The organism is Paraburkholderia acidicola (assembly GCF_002362315.1).
Classification (GTDB): domain Bacteria; phylum Pseudomonadota; class Gammaproteobacteria; order Burkholderiales; family Burkholderiaceae; genus Paraburkholderia; species Paraburkholderia acidicola.
The window spans coordinates 2,480,048-2,501,154 of sequence record NZ_MTZV01000006.1; the positions used below are offsets into that span (position 1 = coordinate 2,480,048).

Here is a 21,107-nt window from a genome sequence, read left to right on the forward strand (position 1 = left end):
GACCCGTTACTGCTTCTGCAGCTTCACGATAGTCAGCGTGCCATCCACATCCTCAACCCGCACCTTGACCTTCTCGCCCGCTTTAGCCTGCTTGACCATCGATTCATCTCCGGCCTTGTAAGCCATCGTCATTGCGGCCATCCCAATGTTCTTCAGCTCGCCGTGCTGAAGCGTCACCATGCCCGTCGACGGATCGACTTTCTTGACGACGGCGTCGGTCAGTGCGGTGTTGTTCGGCGCACCTGCGGTCATTGCGCCGCCGTTCATCTTCATGCCAGCCATGTCGTCGGCCGCCATGGCTGCGCCGGCGAGTGTAAGACCTGTGCAAAGCACAGCCGTCAGAGTGAGCAACTTCTTCATTGATTTTCTCCAGAGTGGATTTGCGGCACGAGCGTGCCATGGGGTGCTACATGAGGTTGCAGTGCTTCCTGCGCTTGTGTGTTCGCACGCGCCACGCGGCGACGTTGCAGCAACAGCCAGGCGGCCGGAATGATGAGCATGGACAGGAGCGGCGCGGTCACCATGCCGCCGACCATCGGCGCAGCGATGCGCTGCATGACTTCGGAACCGGAGCCGTGACCGAGCATGATTGGAATCAAACCGGCCAGCACGACTGCCACGGTCATTGCCTTGGGTCTTACACGCAGCACCGCGCCTTCGCGAATCGCGTCGACAAGCGTTGATTCGGTAAACGGTTCGCCTTCGTCAAGGCGACGATTGAGTGCGCTCTTCAGATACAGCAGCATCACGACACCGAACTCAGCCGCCACACCCGACAACGCGATGAATCCCACCGCGGTCGCGACGGACACCGCGTGCCCGAGTATCCAGATCAACCAGAACCCGCCGACCAGCGCAAACGGTACCGTCGACATCAGCAAGAGCGCATCGGCCGCCGAGTTGAACGTCAGGAACAGCAGCACGAAGATGACGACGAGCGTCACGGGAATCACCGTGCGCAACTTCGCAGCAGCGCGTTCCAGATACTCGAACTGACCTGACCAGGCGATCGAATAGCCGGGCGGCAGGACGACATGCTGCGCAACCGCGCTCTGCATCGCTTTCACGGCGGACTGCAGATCGGTGTTGCGAATATCGACGTAAACGTAGCCTGACAAGCGAGCGTTCTCGCTGCGGATCATCGGAGGGCCGTCGGAGATCTTGACCGTCGCCACATCGCCCAACGTGATCTGTGCGCCGCGGTCCGTGACAACCGGCAACTGACGCAGATTGTCGACCGAGTCCCTGATCTCGCGCGGATAGCGGATGTTGATCGGGAAGCGCTCGCGGCCCGCGATTACTTCGCCGACGTTGTCGCCCCCCACTGCAGACGACACCACGGACTGAATGTCCGTCACCGACAGCCCATAACGCGCAGCCGCCAGCCGGTCGATATCGACGTCGATGTAGTGACCGCCATTCAGTCGTTCGGCGAGCGCCGACGTGACACCTGGGACGTTCTTCAGCACCGATTCGACCTGCGTCGCGATCCTGTCGATCTGCCCAAGATCCGCGCCCGAAATCTTCACACCGACAGGCGTCTTGATGCCGGTCGACAGCATGTCGAGGCGGTTGCGTATCGGCGGTACCCAGACGTTCGACAGGCCCGGAATCTTGACGCGCGCATCGAGTTCATCGATGAGCTTTTCCGGCGTCATACCCGGGCGCCATTCGCTGCGCGGTTTGAACTGGATGGTGGTCTCGAACATCTCGAACGGCGCGGGATCGGTTGCAGTATCGGCACGGCCCGATTTGCCGAATACGGTCTTCACTTCGGGAACCGTCTTGATGAGGCGATCGGTTTGCTGCAACAGTTCGGCGGCTTTATCTGCCGAGATGCCGGGCAACGCGGTCGGCATGTAAAGCAGATCGCCTTCGTCGAGCGGCGGCATGAATTCGCCGCCAAGCCACGACACGGGGATCAACGTAACGGCAAGCGCGACGACGGCCAGGCCGATTGCCATCCACGGTCGGCGCAATGTTGCTTCGAGCAACGGACGATACAGTCTGATCAAAACACGGTTGATCGGATTGGCGTTTTCATGCGGAATCCGGCCGCGAATCAGATAGCCCATCAGCACCGGCACGAGTGTCACCGATAAACCCGCCGCAGCCGCGATGGTGTAGGTCTTCGTGAACGCCAGTGGCGCAAACAGTTTCCCTTCCTGGCCTTCGAGCGAGAACACCGGGATAAACGACAGCGTGATGATCAGCAGCGAAAAGAACAGCGCCGGGCCGACTTCGGCGGCAGACTGCGCGATCAACTCCCACCGCTGCGCAGTCGTGATCGGCGTATCGGGATGCTTGTGGTCGTAAGCTTCCAGATGCTTATGCGCGTTCTCGATCATCACGATGGCGGCATCGATCATCGCGCCAATCGCGATCGCAATGCCGCCTAGCGACATCAGGTTCGCATTGACACCTTGATAACGCATCACGATAAACGCAGCCAGCACGCCAAGCGGCAGCGACAGGATCGCGACGAACGCACTGCGCAGGTGGAACAGAAACACCGCGCACACCAGGCCCACGATGATGAACTCTTCGACGAGCTTGTCCTTGAGATTATCGACAGCGCGTTCGATGAGCTGCGAGCGATCATAGGTCGTCACGACTTCAACGCCCGGCGGCAGCGATCGCTTGAGGTCGGCGAGTTTTGCCTTGACCGCTTCGATGGTGGTCAGCGCGTTCTTGCCGGAGCGCATCACGATCACACCGCCCGCGACTTCGCCTTCGCCATTCAGCTCGGCAATGCCGCGACGCATTTCAGGCCCGATCTGGATGCGTGCGACATCGCCAAGCAAGACGGGGGTTCCTGCATCGTTCGTGCGCAGCACGATATGGCGGAAATCATCGAGCGAGCGCAGATAGCCGGACGATCTGACCATGTACTCGGACTCGGCGAGTTCAACCACTGACCCGCCCGATTCCTGGTTCGCCTTGCCGATGGCATCCGCGACCGCCGCCTGGGTGATGCCGTAAGCGCGCAGCTTGTCCGGATCGAGCACGACCTGGTATTGCCGCACCATGCCACCGATGCTGGCCACTTCCGAAACGTCCGGTACCGACTTCAATTCGAACTTCAGGAACCAGTCGTTCAACGCGCGCAGCTGGCCGAGATCGTGCGTGGCCGTGCGATCGACCAGTGCATATTCGTAGACCCAACCCACACCCGTTGCATCGGGCCCGAGTGACACCGTCGCACCGGGCGGCAGACGGCTCTGCACCTGGTTCAGGTATTCGAGCACGCGCGAGCGGGCCCAGTACTGATCCGTCTTGTCATCGAACAGGACGTAGACGAACGCATCCCCAAACGATGAATACGCTCGGATCGTTGTGGCACCCGGTACGCCTAGCAGCGTCGTCGTCAGCGGATAGGTCACCTGGTCTTCGACGACTTGCGGCGCTTTGCCGGGATACGACGCCTTGATGATGACCTGTGTGTCGGACAGATCCGGCAACGCGTCGAGCGGCGTCTGGGTCAGCGAATAGACGCCCCATGCGGTGACGAGCACGGTCGCGAGCAGCACGAGGAAGCGGTTGTAAATCGACCAGCGAATGATGCGCGCAATCATTTCGTGCTCCCCACCGGTTCGACCTGCGTCAGTTCGTAGCCGCTGTCGGAGGGCTTGAAGACGAAATGCACGGACTCGCCGACCTTGACGTCGGGGAAGGCGGTCGGTGACGGTTTGCCGAAGGTCATGGTCATCGCGCTCCAGCCCAGAGCGGGCACGGGTTGATGCGAAAACGTGATGTCGCTGGAGGTGACTTTTTCGACCTTGCCGGTGGTTTCGTAGGTTTGCGCGGCGGGCGTGGAGGCCGAGGTGGGTGAGGATGCGGCTTCAGGTGCTGCACTTCCTTCAAGCTTCGGCAGCACGGACGTCAGGCTCGCTTCCGAATCGATCAGGAACTGGCCCGATGCAACGACCTGCTGACCTTCGGTCAACCCGCTCGTCACTTCGGTGTTGTCTCCGCTATCGTTGCCGACCGCGATCTCGACAGGCTGCAACCGGCCGTCGCTATTCCTGACGATGACGATCGAGCGCTTGCCGGTCGTGATGACCGCTTCGGACGGAACCAGCAGCCGCGACACCGTCTTCGCTCCACTGACGCGGGCGCGCATCAGCATCCCTGGTGTCAGCCTGAGTCCAGCATTATCGATTTCAAGGCGCGCCTGCAGCGTTCTGCTGTCCGGACTGATGCCCGGCAGAATTTCACGGATATGACCGCTAAAGCGTTGCGAAGCGTCGCCGGCAAACGTGGCTTCGACGGTCATGCCGGGCTGCACCTGCAACGCAAGCGACTCGGGTATCTCAACGATCAACCACAGCTTCGACAGGCCAGCAATCTTGGCAAGCGTTTGTCCCGGCGACACCATTGCGCCGTCGCGCACATTGAGTTCAGTCAGCACGCCGGTTTGCTGCGCAAATAACGTGACGTGGGTCTGTGCTTTGCCGGTTCTATCGAGGCTGGCTATGAGCCCATCGGGAATCGATAGTGCCTGCATGCGCGCACGTGCGGCGGCAAGCAGGCTTGCATCCATGCCGCCGCGCCTGAGCGCCAGATATTCTTCCTGGGGCGCCAGCCAGTCGGGAACGAAGAGCGATGCGATCGGTGCACCCTGCGCGACACGTTGCATCGGGGCGCTTGCATACAGATGATCGATATAACCGGTCACTCGCGACTGGACGACGTCGGCCATCGATTCATCGAACTGCGTGGTGCCGATTGCACTGAACCCTTCGGCGGTGTCCTGTTTGACCACCGTCGCGTAACGGATGCCAAGATTCTGTTGCAGTGTGGAATCGACCTTGACACCGCTTGAACCGCCTTCGTCCGCAAAGACCGGCTGCAGTTCCATGTTCATGAATGGCGATTTGCCCGGTTTATCGAAGTGCTGGTTCGGCACCATCGGATCGTGCCAGTAAAGCACTTTGCGTCCCGTCTTCGCGTCGACCTTGTCGCTGCCTGCCGCTGGGGTCGCGGCCGTGGCTGACGCGATGGGCGCATCGGTCGCGGCGCGACGTGAGCCGAGCACATAACCGACGCCAAGCAGCACGGCTGCGGCGAACACGGTGGCAACGGCGCGTACGATCAGTTTCTGGTTCATGTTTTTTCCTTACTGGCTGGCGGTCAGGTCGGTTGGCAAAACCTGGTATTCGAGCTGTGCCCAGACGAGAGACACTTCGCGTTCGAGGTTCAGCACCTGAAGGTCTGCTTCGAGTTGCGTGTGCCGCGCATCCAGTGCATCTGCGAGCGTGCCGGCACCCGATCGATAGGCGGCATTGGCCAGCTGCACTTTTTGTTCGGCGGCGGGAAGAATGGTTTGCTTCGCGTTGGCGAGGCGTTCGCGACCGCTCGCGAGCTTCGTCGTCAGACTCTGGATATCGGCGACAACCTGACGCTCGGTGTCTTCATAGGTGAGCCGCGCCTGCGTACCCATCTCCGACTTCTGCGCGACATCGCGGTCTTCGATATGGCTGCGATGGATCGGCAAAGGAATGGTGACGCCGACCGACACGTAGTCCGGATACTTTCCACCGCTCTTGAAGTAGGTCAGCCCCCAGGTCCAGTTCGGATTCCGGTTGCTGCGGGCAACGTCGGTATCGGCGTCAGCGAGTGAGATGGCTGCATGGGCTGCGATCAACGAAGGCTGTACCTGGGCGAGGTGATCGGTGCTGAAACTCGGCACCTGTGACTCGAATTCCGGCGGCGTGCCAGCCACTTCCAGCACGTTGCCGGCGCCGGTCCAGCGCGACAGCACGATCAATGCGGTCTTCTCGTCTTGCTGCGCATTGATCAGTTCGTCGCGTGCATTGCCGAGCGTCAGGTTGGCTTGGGCGACATCGACTGCGGTTCCTTTGGCGCCCCGGTACGATGCTTGCCTCGCCGCAAGCTCCTGGCCCAGATGGTCCACTAGCGCCTGATTGAGCGCGACGGCTCGCTTCGCATAGATGGCATTGAGCCAGGCCATGGCGGCTTGCTGACGCACCTCGGCGACTTTCTCGAGGTACGTCGACTGGTCGCGTTCGACCACCCGATTGGCTAGCGACGTCTGCAGCCGGCGCTTGGCAGGCGAAACCCACTCCTGCTGAATACCGATGCCGCGCATCGTGAAGTTGTCTTGCCCGATGGTTAGCGCATTGGGTCCGTTGACAGGCAAGTCCTGGACACTGAGATTCAGCGTGGGATTGGGCAATTCTCCGGCCTTGACGACTACGTCCGAACTGCCGCGAACCGACGCTTGCGCCGCCTGGATCGAGGACGAGCGACTGGTCGCGAGTTGCAGTGCCTCGTCGAGCGTCAAGCCGACGTCTTGAGCGTAGGCCGCGCGGCCGGACAACAGGCCAAGCGCACACAGGAGCACACATGAGCGAGCCCAGGCACGCCGCGATGCCGGCGAGCCGATGATGGAAAGCATGGTCTAACCTCGAATGGTCGAGCCGTGTAGTGCCGCACGAGCGGACACACGAACTCACGTCCCGAAACAGGACGACATCACCGCGCCAGGGCGGTAAACCAGAACGATGGAGTTAGAGGGACTGCGGTGGACGCCAGAGGCCATCCGGCGCGCGGATGGAGAGCGACTGGGTGTAGTGGAAGCTGACAGGGACAAACGACCCGGCGGGTCGAGTCACCGTGGGAACAGAAACGGGGTGATAGAGGCTGCCCATCTGACACTGCGCACTGACCTTGCACAGCGATACCTTCGACTTGTCATGTTCGCTCGATGCAGGGCTCATCGAATCGCAACCGGGCATGTCGGTAGACATGGCGTTGGCGTCGGCGGACATGGCGGATTCCATCGGGCACGCACCAATCGTGCCGCTCGCTGCCAGCCCGCTTAGGGGCAGCACCGCACAGAGCAGCAAAACGAGAAGTGTCCGCAGGAATTTCATCGCACGAAGTATAGCGTAGCTATTTGAAACGGATTTGACTGCATTTGCACTGGATGAAACGACGTGGACGAAGTCATAGGCGAACTCATAACAGAGTCCACGCCGTTCCGGTCGCTTACCGCTGGTTTGTCCGGCCCGGCTCATGGGCCAACGTCGGGCTGGCAGCGGGCGGTAGCGGCGCAGGATTCGCCTGCTCATCGTGGCGTTGCATGGCCCACATCATCACCATCATCGACAGCGGACACAACACCACCACGGAGAGCGGCATCAAAGCCAGGATCTCCGCGCGATAACCCGGCAGCGCCCAATATGCGAGCGCGACAACTGCCGCCAGCGCGCCGGCGATCTTCAGCAGGAATTTCATGTTGCATTTCATGGAAGGCTCCAGCCTCGGAATCACAGCGATCCCGAGGCATCGGTGAAACATGGATTAGCGAGGTTAAGTGTTAGCTCTTGCTGCCGGGATGCTGGCTCATCATCGGGCAAGTGCCGTTGCTCATCATCGGGCAGGCGGCCATGCTCATCTGGCCATTCGCAGCGGATCCCGCTGCTTGAGCGGTACCTTGCGTGGCAACAGACGCGTTTGGATACGCTCCGCCGCGCGCGCCGCCAGCGGCCATGGCTACGCCGGCAAAACCGGTGATCGATACCAGCACGAGGGACATCGTCAGTTGTTTGATGTTCATGGTGAACTCCGGAAAAGGGAGGTAATGCGGGTTGTATGGTCGGATCGGGAATGCGCGGACGAACTCGCGTCTTCAATCACATGGATTGGACGGCAAAAGTGTCGTGCGCTTTCCAGCCGACAGATCGTCGGGACGCGCGCGAGCGCCGTCCGCCGATCGATCTGCAAGCGATTTGCAACGGGGGAGTTACGCGCTTTGCGGTGGACGTTGCGGCGGTTCGGGAACGAACTGCGCGTCGAGGGTGTGATTCACACGCCGATACTCGGGCAATGACGTTGTTGCCGCGATCGTTCGATGGGATGAGGGGAGGACGCCTGGCACGCCGCAATACAGGTCGTTCATGCCGGTCTGGCAGACCGTGTCCAGCTTGACGCACGGCGCCGCGCTGTCGTGCTTGTGGTCGTGCCCACTGCCGGTCATCGACTGGTATTCATGCGATGACGATGACGACATCGCTGTCGACATTCCCGAGCAAGCCGGTGCCTGTGCCGGGTAGCCGAGTATCGGCAACCAGGCGATCAGAAAGCAGGCAATCAGTTTGGTCAGGAAATTCACGGCTTTGGGTCAGGTACAGGATTGCTGGATGGTGGACCTTCCCAGTGGGGGAAGGTCAAGGTTTTTGTCGAAAAAGATGCGATTCGGACTAAACCCGCAATCAGGCAAACGTCGAACGATAGGCAAACAACGAGGGCGTCCCTCCACTCATGAGAAACAGCACCTTTTGACCTGCACCGAACCTGCCGCTTTCAACACCCTCGATCAAACCCGCGAACGCCTTGCCGCTATACACAGGGTCCAGCAGAAGACCTTCCTGGCTGGCCAGAAGGCTCACTGCACGACGCATCGAATCGGTAGGTAACCCGTAGCCGCTTCCGAGCTGGTCGCCATGCAGAACGACGTCACTAGTAGAGAACGTGAGACTCGGATCGATCAAGGCAAGCGTTTGCTGGACTTTCTCGCAGGTGGTCGTAAAGGCTTTTTCGAGCGGCGCCAGAACGGTATAGCCGACTACTTTCGTCGGCGGCACACCAGAAGCGATCGAACCGGCTATCAAACCCGCCTGCGTGCCACCGCTGCCATTGGGAACCACGATATGGTCGAACTCAATACCGCTTTCACGCGACTGATCGAGAATCTCGATTGCACAGGAGACGTAGCCCAGACAACCCACCGGACTCGATCCTCCCAGAGGGCACACATAAACCGTGCGTCCCTGGCTGCGCAACGTTGCAGCGCGTTCTTCCGCAACCTGCAGTGCGCTAACGTTTCCTGGAATGTCGTGAATGACTGCACCAAACAGGCGGTCCAGCACGACATTGCCATTTTCAACGTAGTCGTCGTCTTCGATCGGAACGAGCCGCGAGAGCACCAGTTCGCATTTCATGCCAACGCGTGCGGCGGCCGCTGCAGTCAGGCGCGCATGATTCGACTGTCGGCCACCGACCGTGATAACCGTATCGGCACCCATTGCCTGCGCTTCGCCGATCAGAAACTCGAGCTTGCGTAGCTTGTTGCCTCCGCCGCCCAGGCCATCGACGTCCTCGCGCTTGACATAGATGGCGGCGCCGCCCAGGTGTCGACTCAATCTGGGTAGCGCCACAATCGGTGAAGGTCCGTCGCGCAATTGTGCTTTAGGAAACCGGGAAAGGTCCGGTGCTCGCGATGCCATTCAATTCCCCCACAAGTTATCTGATCGGACGTTCACGTAAAGCTTACCGCGGTCGACGGGTTAGTGCTGACACCCGTCTGCGCGTCAAAGCTTCGCAACATCGATCACCGCATCGGCGAACGCTTTCGGTGCTTCCTGCGGCAGGTTATGCCCGATGCCACCGGTGATCGTGCGATGCGCGTACTTGCCGACGAACTTCTTCGCGTACGACGCCGGGTCCGGATGCGGCGCGCCGTTCGCATCGCCTTCGAGCGTGATGGTCGGCACGGTAATCACCGGTCCGGTAGCGAGACGTTTTTCCAGCGCATCGTATTGCGGCTCGCCCTGTGCAAGCCCCAAACGCCAGCGGTAGTTGTGAATCACGATCGCGACATGATCTGGATTCTTGAAGGATTCGGCGGAGCGGTCATAGGTTGCATCGTCGAAGTTCCATTTCGGCGATGCAAGTTGCCAGATCAGCTTGTTGAAATCGTGGCGGTTCGCCTCGTAACCGAGCTGACCGCGCTCGGTTGCGAAGTAGAACTGGTACCACCATGCGAATTCTGCCTTCGGCGGCAGCGGTGCGCGGTTCGCTTCCTGGCTGCCAATCAGATAGCCGCTCACCGACACCAGCCCCTTGCAGCGCTCGGGCCACAACGCAGCGATGATGTCGGCTGTGCGCGCACCCCAGTCGAAAGCGCCGAATACGGCCTTGTCGATTTTCAGGGCGTCCATCAGTGCGATGACGTCGACGGCGACGACGGCTTGCTGACCATTGCGCACCGTGGTGGCGGAGCGCAGACGCGTCGTGCCATAGCCGCGCAGATACGGCACGATCACCCGATAGCCTGCGGACGCGAGCAGAGGCGCCACATCGACGAAGCTGTGAATGTCGTAGGGCCAGCCGTGCAGCAGGATCACAACTGGACCGTTGGCCGGTCCGATGTCGGCATAGCCGACGTTAAGCAGACCGGCATCGATCTGCCGCAAGTCGTCGAACGACGCACTCGATGCCGTCGTGCGCGTACCCGGCGCAGACGCGCTGGACGAGGACTGCGCACGCGCGAGACCGGCGAAGCTCAGGTCCATCGTGCCGATACCGACTGCAGCCGTCCCGAGGAAAAGCCGACGACGTGTGTTGATTGAGTCAGACATACGTGTTTCTCCAGTTCAAGATGTGTTGAAGTTCAATCGATCAATGGGAACCGGCAGGGACGCCTGCCGAGCGTGCGTCGCGCAATGCACCGAATGACGGACCCATCGGACGCACGCGAATCTGCGGATTCAGGTGTTGCCACGGTAAATCGGTTGGGTCGGCGGCCATCGGGCCTGGTGCCTTGGCAACGAGAATCGAATCGGCGATCGCCTCGAAGTCCGCACGGAAATGCACCGAACTCTTGTTGACGAGGATCTTCATGTGTTCGGGCTCGATGCCGGCCACGCGAAACAGATTGCGGTCGAAGACCTGCATCTTCACGCTGCTAACCGCGATGCGCACGCCGTCGATGCGCAGACACGCCACCGGGCCGAGATCGCCGGGCATGCCGTTCAGCATCGGACCATCGAAGCGAAAGTGCCCGTCCGACAGATACTCGACCTCGAACACCCCTTCGAGCGGTGCATCGCCTGGCACACCGGAGCGACCCGCAAGCGCAAGCTCGATACGGGCACCGACACCCGCACGATGCGCGGCCTGTGCCGCATCCGCATCCCAGATCACACCGACGGCCGCACCGGTCGCACCGTTGTGCAGTAGGGCGCGCACCATACCCATCGTGTTCGAGTCGCCACCCACGCCGGGGTTGTCCTGCGTGTCGGCGATGATCACCGGTTTGTCCGCGTGCTCGCTGCGACGCATTGCTTCGAGCACCGCTTCGTCGGGCGTTAGGAACGGCACTTCCCACTGCGCTTCTTCGGCCAGCATCCGGCTGTAGAGCGCATCGACGGCAACGGTTAACGCTTCGGTCTCGAAGCCGTAGCCCCATAGCACCGGTCCGCACTCGGGGAAATCGGCAGCCGGGAAGCCCGGTGCGAACGACAGCGATACCACCGTATCGCGTTCGAGCGCATCGAGCCGGTCATACAGTCCGTGTGCGGGTTCGACCAGCGTGCACATGCCGTTCACCGGAATCAGGAACGGCACGCGACGTGACACGCACGCAAGCGGCCGGGTGTCGCGCGTGATGCGATCGAGAATCTGCGCAGCACGCTTGCCGGTCTCGGCCATGTCGACGTGCGGATACGTGCGGTACGCGACGAGTGCATCGGCGAGCTGCAGCATGCGCTCGGTGACGTTCGCATGCAGGTCCAGCGACACGACGACCGGCATACGGTCACCGACAATCTCGCGCACCCGCTCGAGCAGTTCGCCTTCCCCGTCGTCGAGATGCTCGGCGACCATCGCGCCGTGCAGATCGAGGTAGATTGCCTCGAAGCCACCTGCGCGCACGGCGTCGACGATTTCGCCGGCAATCCGTTCGTAGGCGTCCCGCGTGACGTGCGCCGATGCGCTCGCACCGGCCCAGATCACGGGAATCAGCGCATGTCCCGCCGTCTCGGCATGACGGATAAAACCGCCGATCGGCACGTTGACGTCGCGTAGCGCAAGCACGTCCGTGCCGCGTGCAAGAGCGGGAAAGCCTTCGCCCTGAATGAAACTTTGATAGGACGCCTGGGTTGGCGCGAAGGTGTTGGTTTCATGCTGGAAACCGGCGATCAGTATCTTCATGGTCAGGAAATCCTTCTAGGCGAGGCAAGAGCAAGATGCTTTCCGTTGTGTTGTGTCGTGCAGGTGCAGCCGGAAAGCACGATGAGGTAGTGCGTTAAAGGCGTGTGAGCTTCCGGTTTGTGAGGATCAGCACAGCGGCGAGAAGCGCAATGCCGGCCATCACGAACAGACCCGTGTGCATGCTGCCGGTCGCCGTTTTGGTCCAGCCGATCATCGCGGGTCCCCAGAAACCGCCGGATAACCCGATCGTGTTGATCAGCGCAATTCCGCCAGCTGCGGCGGGCCCTTTGATGTATGCCGGCGGAATCGCCCAGAACACGGTGTAGGCCATCCACATCGCAGCGGTGGCGAGCGTCAGCAGCGCGAGCGAGATGATGAGGTTGCCGCTGTACAACGTGAACGCAGCTAGCAGGATTGCGCCGGCACAGGCTGGCACCGCGCAGTGATAGCGGCGCTCGCCGAGCCGGTCCGAGCGGCGCCCCGCGACGTACATCCCCAGCGCGGCCGCCACATACGGAATGGCGCTGGTCCAGCCGAGACGGATCGTGTCGGTGACGCCTTGTTCGCGGATCAGTGTCGGCAGCCAGAAGCTCAGTGCGTAGATCGGAAAGATGATGCAGAAGTAGGCGAGTGCAAGAAGATAGACACGTGGGTCGCGTGCGACCGCGCCGAACGAATGGCTGTGCATGGCGACTGGTCCGAGTTCGCGCTCGATCAACTGCTTTTCGTCGGCGCTTAACCACTTCGCATCGGCAGGCCGGTCCGACAGCAGCATCAGCGTCAGCACGCCGAGCACGATGCAAGGCAACCCTTCGACGAGAAACATCCACTGCCAGCCGGACAGACCGCCGACACCGGACAACGTCGTCATCAGCCATGCCGACAGCGGCCCGCCGACGATGCCGCCTATCGGTCCCGCGACGAACACAATGGCGATCGCGCGCGCCATGCGATCCGGGCCGTACCAGCACGACAGGTAATAGATCATGCCGGGCGCGAAACCTGCCTCGAATACACCTAGCAGAAAGCGCATGGCGTAAAACGTCGGCACGCTGTGCACGAACAGCATGGACGCCGACGTGATACCCCACAGCACGAGAATGCGGCTAAAGGTTTTGCGCGCGCCCACGCGCGGCAGCATCAGGTTGCTCGGTAACTCGAACAGGATGTAGCCGAGAAAGAAGATGCCGGCGCCGACGCCGTACGCCGCGTCCGAGAAACCGAGTTCGCTTTGCATCTGCAGCTTCGCGAAACCGACGTTGACCCGGTCGAGATAGGCAAACATGTAGCAGGCGAGCAGGAACGGCAGCAGCCGCCAGTTGAGCCGGTTGTATAGCGCCGGCACACTGCGCGCTTCGCTCAACGTCTGAATCGTCGACATGTCGGTCTCCGGGGCTCGGCGCGGCAGCGCCTTTTGATGTGCCTCCATGGTGTCCAGGCAAAACCTGACTAGCAAGAGCAACAAAGTTCACATATCGTTGCTTTATGAGCAACACATCGGGAACCCGGAAATCAACGGAGCGGCATCATGCGCGAACTCAATCACCAGCGGTTGCGGTACTTTCACGAGGTTCTTGCGCACGGCACGATTCGCGGCGCGGCAGATCGTCTGAACACGTCGCCGTCAGTGATCACGCGGCAGATCAAACTGCTCGAAGAGGAACTGGGCGTGACGCTGTTCGAGCGCGAGGCACGCGGTGTCAAGCCGACGGAAGCGGCCGCGCATCTGCTCGAGTTCTGGCGTGGCTACCGGGCGCAGCAGGAGAAATTCGAAGAACAGTTGCATGCGATGCAGGGCTTGCAGCAGGGGCAGATTCAGCTAGCAGTCAGCGAAGGCTATGTCGACATGCTTGTCGACGAGGTGCTGACGCCGTTCTGTGCGCAGTTTCCGCGGCTCGATATCGGTCTCGACATTCTCTCTGTCGACGACGTACTGAACGAAGTCGCCGAAAGCCGTGCGCATATCGGGCTTGCGTACAATCCGCCGCCGCATCCGCGCATCGAGTATCGCGCGAGTTCGGCACAGCCGGTCGTGCTGCTCGTGCGGCGCGATCATCCGCTCGCGCGTCGCGGCGGTCCTGCGCGCATCGAAGACGTGCTTGCGTGGCCGCTCGCGTTGATGCCAACCACGTTCGGTATCGGACAAGCCGTGAAGATGCTGGCGCTCGCGGAGAATATCGACATTCGCGCAACATTGACCACCAGTTCATTGACCGCGCTCAAGCGCTTCGTCGCCGCGGAGAACTTCGTCACATTGATCGGCGAATTTGCGGCTTATCGTGAGCTTGCGGCGGGTGAGCTGGTTGTCGTTCCAATCGACCATCCGCTGTTTCGCGGCGTCAAGGCGAGGGTGCTGGTGAAGGCCGGCAGGCCGCTGGCTGCCGCACCTCAGGAACTACTCAACTGGATCTTGCACAGGATGTCGATGTTCACGCCGCCGGTGCGCAAGCCGCGCCGGCGGTCACGCGGCACGGCGGCATGAAGCGCGCGGCAACCTGGCATTCACCGACCGCGCGTACTAAACCAGAATCAGTGTCCCGCGCTCTGACCACCGTCGACGTGAAGAATCTCACCGGTGACGAACGGTGCCGAGTCCAGATAGAGCACTGCGTTGACGATATCGCTCATCTCACCCATGTGACCCACCGGATGCAATGCGCCTAGCGCTGCGTGAGTTTCGGGAGCGTGCATGGGCGACTTCATGATGCCCGGTGACACGGCGTTCGCACGAATGCCAGTCTTCGCGTACTCGATAGCAAGCGACTTCGTTGCCGAGTTGAGACCGCCTTTCGTCAAGGACGCAAGTACCGACGGCACGCCATTGATAGCGTGGTCGGTGAGGCTGGTCGAAATCTGCACGACGTGCCCGCTCTTGTTCTTCTCCATTTCGGCAATCGCCAGCTGCGTGATGTAGAAGAAACCGTTCAGATTCACGCTAAGGATGGCCGCGTAATCCTCTTCGGTGTATTGCGTGAACGGCTTGGCGATGAAGATGCCTGCGTTGTTGACCAGTGTATCGACCCGGCCGAAGCGTGTGACGGCTTCGTTGATCACGCGCTTTGCAACGCTGCGGTCACCGATATCGCCGGCCACTGCAATGATGTCCGGATCGGTCGATGGTTTCACTGAGCGCGCTGTCGCGACGACGCGATAGCCACGTTCACGAAATGCCTTGACGAGTTCTGCACCGATACCTTGCGATGCGCCCGTCACGATGGCGACTTTCTGCGAATTGCTCATGATGTTGCTCCTGGAATAAGTGAACTGAGATTGTGCTGATCGGGTGGATGACTCCGATGGCTGCAATCTAGGCTTATTCGCACCGTCTGCGCACACCCATCGCGGTGAAACAGTATTGATCCCCAGGAACAAATGAATGCCTGGTGTGCTGAACAGCACTGAGGGACAGTGGTCGCTGTGCTGCGCCAGGCTTGAATCACGCGGATTGCTTCGAGCAACTTATGCACGCATTCGTACTCGAGCAGAACGAGGCTAAATACCCCTATAAACCAGCGAAAACACGATTAGATACGCGTCGACATACATTGAGTTTCATCGCATGGGGTTAATCGCTGGATCGTTGCCGCCTAGAGTTCAGTCACTGCTTCAAACAACAACGTCTGGAGCAAGCCCTCAATCACCGACTGGAGATTTATCATGAAGACGATCCTTCGCTCAGCAATCATCGCGGCCGCTTTCGCTATTCCCGCAGTGACCTATGCACAAGACCCGGTAACGCGTACTCAGGTTCGCGATGAACTCGTTCAGCTTCAAAGCGTCGGCTATCACGTTGGCGATGGCGACCAGGCGCAGTACCCCAGCGCTATTCAGGCTGCCGAAGCAAAGCTGTCCGCGCAACGGGGTTCCAGCGGTTATGGTGGCGCGTCGAACGCTACTTCGCAGTCCGGCAGCAGGGTGTCCGCTTCTGACTGGAGTGCGATGTACACCCGCTAAGCGTGTGGCGAGCTTGTCATAAAGCCACAAAGCTTCGGCTTTGTGGCTTTTTCATTTTCCTGAACGCTGCTTGAACCGTGGCTGGCGGGATCAATACGAAAATTGTCGATTGCGACGGTACTCGCCAACGCGCTCTGTTTGTACAGTGTGACTCACCGCATGAACCCCTCACGCGGACACTGGAGAACGAAGATGATCAGCAAAGCGTTTTTTGTCCGGCTTGAAGCCAGACCAGGTAAAGAGCAGGCGGTAGCAGGTTTTCTTGACGCTGGCCTTGAAATGGCAGGACAGGAATCGACCACGCCGATCTGGTTCGCCCTCAAGCTCTCGCCGACGACGTTCGGCATCTTCGATGCCTTCGCGAATGAAGCGGATCGTCAGGCCCATCTGAACGGACATATTGCCGCCGCACTGATGGCGCGTGCCGAAGAGTTGCTGGCAAGTCCTCCATCGATCGAACCGATCGACGTTCTCGGGATGAAGAATCGGCTGGCCTGAGCGGCTTTGCGACGATGGCCACACGCGATAAACCAGGTTGATTCGCTGCAACTGAGCGTATGAGTTTGCGTTTCATAGACGATCGGTCTAATATTCGCGACATGAACACTCAGACCGCTCCACGTCGTCGAGGACGCCCACCGAAAGAGCTTGCCGGCTATAGCGAAACCCGCGAGGTTCTCGTGCGCGCAGGAATCGTTGCGCTCACGGAGAAGGGCTTTTCCGCGACTGGCATCGACGAGATCTTGCGCAGTGTGAACGTGCCAAAGGGCTCGTTCTATCACTACTTCGAAAGCAAGGAAGACTTCGGCCTCGAATTGATCGATCGTTACGCGGCGTATTTCGCGAGCAAGCTCGATCGATTCTTTACGGACGAATCAAAGCCGGCTTTACAGCGCCTGCAGGATTTCGTTTCGAACGCAGAGGCCGGGATGAAACGTTATCGCTTTCGCCGCGGATGCCTGGTCGGCAATCTGGGCCAGGAAATGAGCGTGCTGCCGGAAAGTCATCGGATGCGGCTGCGTGAAGTCTTCACCGACTGGGAAGCGCGTACCGCAAGGTGTCTGATGGGCGCGCAAGCCGCCGGCGAGATTGCTAAAGGCGCGGATTGCGCGCAACTTGCCGCATTTTTCTGGATTGGTTGGGAAGGCGCCGTGTTGAGGGCCAAGCTCGAAGGTGGGCCTGAAGCCTTGCGCATTTTCGCGAACGGCTTTTTTGCTTTGCTGGAGTAGGCGGTTTTTTTTCTGCATTTATAGACGATCAGTCTAATTTATATCGGCGACCTGTACGCCGATCGTTTGAGCGTTGAGAACGCATTGCACTGAATCCGGCAAGGCATCTGACTTGGCAATACACACCAGGAATCGGTTATGACTGAGAGCAAAACGGGAGTAAAGAAGCGCTTGCCTCTTGAAGGCATAACGGTGCTCGATTTTTCGCGTGTACTGTCCGGACCGTATTGCACGATGGTGCTTGCGGATCTGGGGGCACGGGTGATCAAGATCGAGCGTGTCGGCACAGGAGACGATACGCGCGCGTGGGGTCCGTTCGTCGACGACGAGTCCGCGTACTTCATGTGCTTTAACCGCGGAAAAGAAAGCATTGCACTCGACTTCAAGTCGCCACGCGATCGCGCGCTACTCGACCGTCTGCTCGACAAGTCCGACGTACTGGTCGAGAACTTCCGGCCCGGTGTGATGGATCGACTCGGCTATGGCGCCGAGCAACTGGCAAGAACGCATCCGCATCTCGTCTATGCGTCGATTTCGGGCTTTGGCCATACCGGGCCGTTCAAGGATCTGCCGGGCTATGACATGGTCGTGCAGGCAATGGGCGGTGTCATGAGCCTGACCGGTTGGCCCGATCAGCCACCCGCGCGCGTGGGGACGAGTTTCGGCGATCTCGGTGCATCGCTATTCGCGGTGATAGGCATCCTGGCGGGGTTGTACAAGCGATCGAGAGACGCGCAGGGCACGCACGTGGACATTGCCATGCTCGATTGCCAGGCCGCGCTGATGGAAACGGCATTTGCGCGGCTCGACGTCGAAGCGAAGGTACCCAGGCGGACTGGCGATGCGCACCCCTCGCTAGCGCCGTTCGAAAGCTTTGCGGCACAGGATGGCCGTGTTGTCATCGCCGCCGGCAACGATCAGCTCTTTCTGCTGATGGCAGACGCGATAGGTGTGCCGGAGCTGGCGCTCGATCCGCGGTTTCTGTCCAACGATCTGCGCGTGCAAAACCGGCCTGCGCTGACCGAAGCGATAGAACGAATCACACGTACCGCACCGATCGATGTCTGGCTCGGCAAGCTGACCGGGGCCGGCGTACCGTGCGCGCCGATCAATACGATCGACAAGGTGCTCGAACACCCGCAGCTTCTCTCGCGCAATATGTTTATCCATGTGCAGGGCGAGTCCGAGCGCAAGGTGAAGACCGCGGGCAGCCCGATCAAGATGAGCACGTCACCCGATGAGGACGTGACGATAGTCAGGAAATCGCCGGCAGTGGACCAGCATCGCGAAGCGATTCTGCGTGAGTTGATGGCGGCATCGGGGGCTTACGAGTCGCAGGCCGATGATGGATCGGACGACGACAAGCCGAAACGCTCCGCAAGCCTTGCAGCATGACGCTGCGAATCTGAACTGACAGGTGGAAACTATGTCGACCGATATTTCAGTAGTGCACGGTGTACCCGCGAAGCAGACAAAGACGCAGGTAGCCGACGTCAACACAAACACCGCTAATGCCGCATCCGAAAGCGGCGCCTACGAAACCATCAAGATCGATCGCAGGGAGCGTGTTGGACTGATCACGCTCTATCGTCCGAAGAGCCTGAACGCGCTCAACGTCCAGATGTCGCGCGAAGTGCTCGCTGCGCTTGCCGCTTTCGACAGGGACGACGACATCGGCGCGATTGTGATCACCGGCAATGCACGCGCGTTTGCAGCCGGGGCGGACATCGAGGAAATGGCTGAAAAATCGTACGTCGACTGGCAGGCAAGCGATTTCTTCGCCGAGTGGGACCGCATTCGAAGCATTTCAAAGCCGATCATCGCTGCGGTAGGCGGCTACGCGCTCGGCGGTGGATGTGAGCTTGCGATGGCATGTGATTTCATCATTGCCGCCGACGATGCCCAGTTCGGTCAACCGGAGATCAAACTCGGCGTGTTGCCCGGCATCGGCGGTTCGCAACGCTTGACGCGCGCGGTTGGCAAATCGCTGGCGATGGACCTGATTCTCACGGGCCGGAATTTGCGTGCCGACGAAGCATTGGCGGCGGGCCTCGTGGCGCGCGTCGTTCCATCGGCCGGGTTGCTGCAAACCGCACTCGAGACTGCGCACACCATCGCCGGTTACAACCTGCCCGCCGTGCGGCTGGCCAAGGAAGCGGTCAACCGGGCATTCGAGTCGCCATTAAGCGAGGGTGTGCTGCATGAGCGGCGGCTTTTCCAGTCCGCGTTTTCGACCGAAGGTCAAAAGGAAGGCATGCATGCGTTCCTGGCCAAGCGCGCGCCCGTGTTTCGCCATCGATAAGCCGGATACCCGATCACCATGCGAATTTATGTCCTCGCGCTCGAGGGCGTGTTCGACACGGGTCTGACCACCGTGCTCGACAGCCTGTCGATGGCCAACAATCTTGCGAAAACGACAGGCGTTACTACGGCAGGCTTCGACATCACCGTGACGGGGATGCGACCCGAGGTACGTACGGCGCTTGGAATGCAGGTGCCTGTTCACGATGTGACACATGCGCCCGCGCCGGACTGGATCGTCGTACCGGCGCTTAACCGTATGACAGCTGAAGCGTTAGTGCCTACGCTCGAGCGCAACGATGTGATCGATGCATTCGGCGCGCTCCGTTCGTGGCGCGCCGGTGGCGCACGCGTTGCGGCGGCTTGCACCGGTACGTTCGTGCTCGCTGAAAGCGGCTTGCTCGACGGTGGCGAAGCGACGACCACCTGGTGGCTCTCACCGCTGTTCCGGCAGCGCTATCCGCATGTGAGTCTGGACGCACATCGCATCGTCGTTCCGAGCGGCGCCGCGGTGACGGCGGGGGCGGCCCTGAGCCATCTTGACCTCGGGCTCTGGTTGATTCGCAACAATAGCCCTGAGCTTGCATCGCTCGTGGCCAGGTACCTGGTATTCGATTCGCGGATGTCGCAATCCGTCTATGCGATTTCCGATCACCTTTCGCATTCGGACCCGCTCGTCGAGCAGTTCGATCGCTGGGTGCGTGAACACCTCGACGCGGCACTCGTGCTCGACGTCGTTGCCGATGGCCTGGGGACCAGCACTCGCACGCTGACGCGACGTCTAAACGCCGTGCTAGGAAAAACGCCGGTTGAGTACATCCAGGATCTGCGGATCGAGCGCGCCGTGCATTTACTCAAGACGACGAAGCTCACAATCGATCGCATTGCCGAGCAGGTCGGCTATGCGGATGGCAGCACGTTGCGAACGTTGCTAAGGCGAAGGACGGGGAAAGGCGTGCGCGAGTTGCGGGGGGCTTGAGTTGTCGTGAGTTGTTGTTATGCCCGGTCACTCGAGATTCGCATGCCGCTGGGCCATCTCCTCTTCACCGATGCCTTTCTTCATTCTCAAGCTGCACACGATCGCTTCGCATATGAGAAAAAAAACCTGCTCGAACAGGGTGCGCATGGGCTGCAGATTCTGCGGATGATCGCGATTCACCAGACCGGCGGGGGCGGGAATGATCACCGTCACATCTGCCGCCATTGAGCGGTTGCCCGAGCGCCGTGCCGTGAACAGCGCGACTCTGGCACCGGCCTGTCGCCCTTGATCGAGTACCGCCGACACGCTGCGCGTTTCTCCCGAGCCGGAAGCTGCGATGATCAGATCGTCGGCCCCGACGGGCGGGCACGGTAAGCCGCCTGCCATATACGCTTCGAATCCCAGGTGATTGAGTCGCATGCAGAACGCCTGCAGAAGAATGCCGGACCGGCCCGCGCCCAGGCAGAACACTTTCGGCGCGCGTTCGATCTCGGCGACGAGCGCATTGAGATCAGCGGGACTGACGGCATGCAGAGACGCCTGTATTTCACCGAGGATGGCGTCTGTCAGTCCTGGTATCTCCAGTTGCATCGGATCGGTCATGGTCGTACTTCGCGTCAGGTTTGATGGAGTCCGGCACCCGGAAGCTGTTCCGCTCGTTTTGCCGATTCCAACCTGTCGGA

General features: G+C 60.4%; 21 protein-coding genes. 7 read left to right on the plus strand and 14 right to left on the minus strand.

What is annotated here, in order from left to right; translation table 11 throughout:
- Nucleotides 1-6 precede the first annotated feature (6 nt).
- The 12 genes from BWP39_RS29675 to BWP39_RS29730 all read right to left on the minus strand — a co-directional run bounded on the left by BWP39_RS29675 (nucleotide 7) and on the right by BWP39_RS29730 (nucleotide 13,342).
- Nucleotides 7-360 carry a copper-binding protein gene (locus BWP39_RS29675; protein WP_096725749.1) on the minus strand — a complete coding sequence of 118 codons (354 nt, stop codon included), beginning with the start codon at nucleotides 358-360 and terminating at the stop codon, nucleotides 7-9.
- On the minus strand, nucleotides 357-3,575 hold the full coding sequence (locus BWP39_RS29680; RefSeq protein ID WP_096725750.1) for an efflux RND transporter permease subunit: 3,219 nt from the start codon (nucleotides 3,573-3,575) through the stop codon (nucleotides 357-359). Before BWP39_RS29680 ends, BWP39_RS29675 begins: the two co-directional genes overlap by 4 nt.
- Entirely contained in the window at nucleotides 3,572-5,110 is a 1,539-nt protein-coding gene (locus BWP39_RS29685) for an efflux RND transporter periplasmic adaptor subunit (protein ID WP_096725751.1), read from the minus strand. Before BWP39_RS29685 ends, BWP39_RS29680 begins: the two co-directional genes overlap by 4 nt.
- Nucleotides 5,111-5,119: 9 nt before the next feature.
- Complete coding sequence (locus BWP39_RS29690; RefSeq protein WP_096725752.1) at nucleotides 5,120-6,421, minus strand: TolC family protein; 1,302 nt, start codon at nucleotides 6,419-6,421, stop codon at nucleotides 5,120-5,122.
- Nucleotides 6,422-6,533: 112 nt separating this feature from the next.
- A complete protein-coding gene (locus tag BWP39_RS29695) occupies nucleotides 6,534-6,899 on the minus strand; it encodes a hypothetical protein (protein WP_096725753.1) in 366 nt (121 codons plus the stop codon).
- 115 nt (nucleotides 6,900-7,014) lie between these two features.
- Nucleotides 7,015-7,263: a DUF2933 domain-containing protein gene (locus BWP39_RS29700; protein WP_157915200.1), complete on the minus strand. Its 249-nt coding sequence runs from the start codon at nucleotides 7,261-7,263 to the stop codon at nucleotides 7,015-7,017.
- An 82-nt stretch (nucleotides 7,264-7,345) separates the two neighbouring features.
- Complete coding sequence (locus BWP39_RS29705) at nucleotides 7,346-7,585, minus strand: hypothetical protein (RefSeq protein ID WP_096725755.1); 240 nt, start codon at nucleotides 7,583-7,585, stop codon at nucleotides 7,346-7,348.
- 186 nt (nucleotides 7,586-7,771) lie between these two features.
- Nucleotides 7,772-8,140, minus strand: a complete 369-nt coding sequence (locus tag BWP39_RS29710; RefSeq protein WP_096725756.1) for a hypothetical protein — start codon at nucleotides 8,138-8,140, stop codon at nucleotides 7,772-7,774.
- A gap of 100 nt (nucleotides 8,141-8,240) precedes the next feature.
- A complete protein-coding gene (locus tag BWP39_RS29715; RefSeq protein WP_096725757.1) occupies nucleotides 8,241-9,254 on the minus strand; it encodes a D-cysteine desulfhydrase family protein in 1,014 nt (337 codons plus the stop codon).
- An 84-nt stretch (nucleotides 9,255-9,338) separates the two neighbouring features.
- Nucleotides 9,339-10,388, minus strand: a complete 1,050-nt coding sequence (locus tag BWP39_RS29720) for an alpha/beta fold hydrolase (RefSeq protein ID WP_096725758.1) — start codon at nucleotides 10,386-10,388, stop codon at nucleotides 9,339-9,341.
- 40 nt (nucleotides 10,389-10,428) lie between these two features.
- Nucleotides 10,429-11,961, minus strand: coding sequence for a M81 family metallopeptidase (locus BWP39_RS29725; RefSeq protein ID WP_096725759.1), 1,533 nt, complete (start codon nucleotides 11,959-11,961; stop codon nucleotides 10,429-10,431).
- A gap of 94 nt (nucleotides 11,962-12,055) precedes the next feature.
- Nucleotides 12,056-13,342, minus strand: a complete 1,287-nt coding sequence (locus BWP39_RS29730; RefSeq protein WP_096726256.1) for an MFS transporter — start codon at nucleotides 13,340-13,342, stop codon at nucleotides 12,056-12,058.
- Nucleotides 13,343-13,489: 147 nt separating this feature from the next.
- On the opposite strand from BWP39_RS29730, the gene BWP39_RS29735 reads away from it, so the two are divergent.
- On the plus strand, nucleotides 13,490-14,443 hold the full coding sequence (locus BWP39_RS29735) for a LysR family transcriptional regulator (RefSeq protein WP_096725760.1): 954 nt from the start codon (nucleotides 13,490-13,492) through the stop codon (nucleotides 14,441-14,443).
- A 47-nt stretch (nucleotides 14,444-14,490) separates the two neighbouring features.
- Here the strand turns inward: BWP39_RS29735 and BWP39_RS29740 are convergent, their stop codons facing one another.
- Nucleotides 14,491-15,201, minus strand: a complete 711-nt coding sequence (locus BWP39_RS29740; protein ID WP_096725761.1) for an SDR family NAD(P)-dependent oxidoreductase — start codon at nucleotides 15,199-15,201, stop codon at nucleotides 14,491-14,493.
- Nucleotides 15,202-15,618: 417 nt separating this feature from the next.
- Here BWP39_RS29740 and BWP39_RS29745 point away from each other — a divergent pair, with 417 nt between their 5' ends.
- The 6 genes from BWP39_RS29745 (at nucleotide 15,619) to BWP39_RS29770 (ending at nucleotide 20,424) form a co-directional block, all read left to right on the plus strand.
- The gene (locus BWP39_RS29745) at nucleotides 15,619-15,915 is read left to right on the plus strand and encodes a DUF4148 domain-containing protein (RefSeq protein ID WP_096725762.1); all 297 of its coding nucleotides are present in this window, start codon (nucleotides 15,619-15,621) and stop codon (nucleotides 15,913-15,915) included.
- A gap of 192 nt (nucleotides 15,916-16,107) precedes the next feature.
- Complete coding sequence (locus BWP39_RS29750) at nucleotides 16,108-16,413, plus strand: putative quinol monooxygenase (RefSeq protein ID WP_096725763.1); 306 nt, start codon at nucleotides 16,108-16,110, stop codon at nucleotides 16,411-16,413.
- Nucleotides 16,414-16,514: 101 nt separating this feature from the next.
- A complete protein-coding gene (acuR, locus tag BWP39_RS29755) occupies nucleotides 16,515-17,144 on the plus strand; it encodes an acrylate utilization transcriptional regulator AcuR (RefSeq protein WP_096725764.1) in 630 nt (209 codons plus the stop codon).
- A gap of 138 nt (nucleotides 17,145-17,282) precedes the next feature.
- Complete coding sequence (locus tag BWP39_RS29760; RefSeq protein WP_096725765.1) at nucleotides 17,283-18,539, plus strand: CaiB/BaiF CoA transferase family protein; 1,257 nt, start codon at nucleotides 17,283-17,285, stop codon at nucleotides 18,537-18,539.
- A 31-nt stretch (nucleotides 18,540-18,570) separates the two neighbouring features.
- Nucleotides 18,571-19,446 (plus strand): enoyl-CoA hydratase, encoded by an 876-nt coding sequence (locus tag BWP39_RS29765; RefSeq protein WP_096725766.1) that lies wholly within the window; start codon nucleotides 18,571-18,573, stop codon nucleotides 19,444-19,446.
- 18 nt (nucleotides 19,447-19,464) lie between these two features.
- Nucleotides 19,465-20,424: a GlxA family transcriptional regulator gene (locus BWP39_RS29770; RefSeq protein ID WP_096725767.1), complete on the plus strand. Its 960-nt coding sequence runs from the start codon at nucleotides 19,465-19,467 to the stop codon at nucleotides 20,422-20,424.
- Between the two features lie 27 nt (nucleotides 20,425-20,451).
- On the opposite strand, the gene hxlB is transcribed toward BWP39_RS29770, so the two are convergent.
- Nucleotides 20,452-21,027 (minus strand): 6-phospho-3-hexuloisomerase, encoded by a 576-nt coding sequence (hxlB, locus tag BWP39_RS29775; protein WP_157915201.1) that lies wholly within the window; start codon nucleotides 21,025-21,027, stop codon nucleotides 20,452-20,454.
- Between the last annotated feature and the right edge of the window lie 80 nt (nucleotides 21,028-21,107).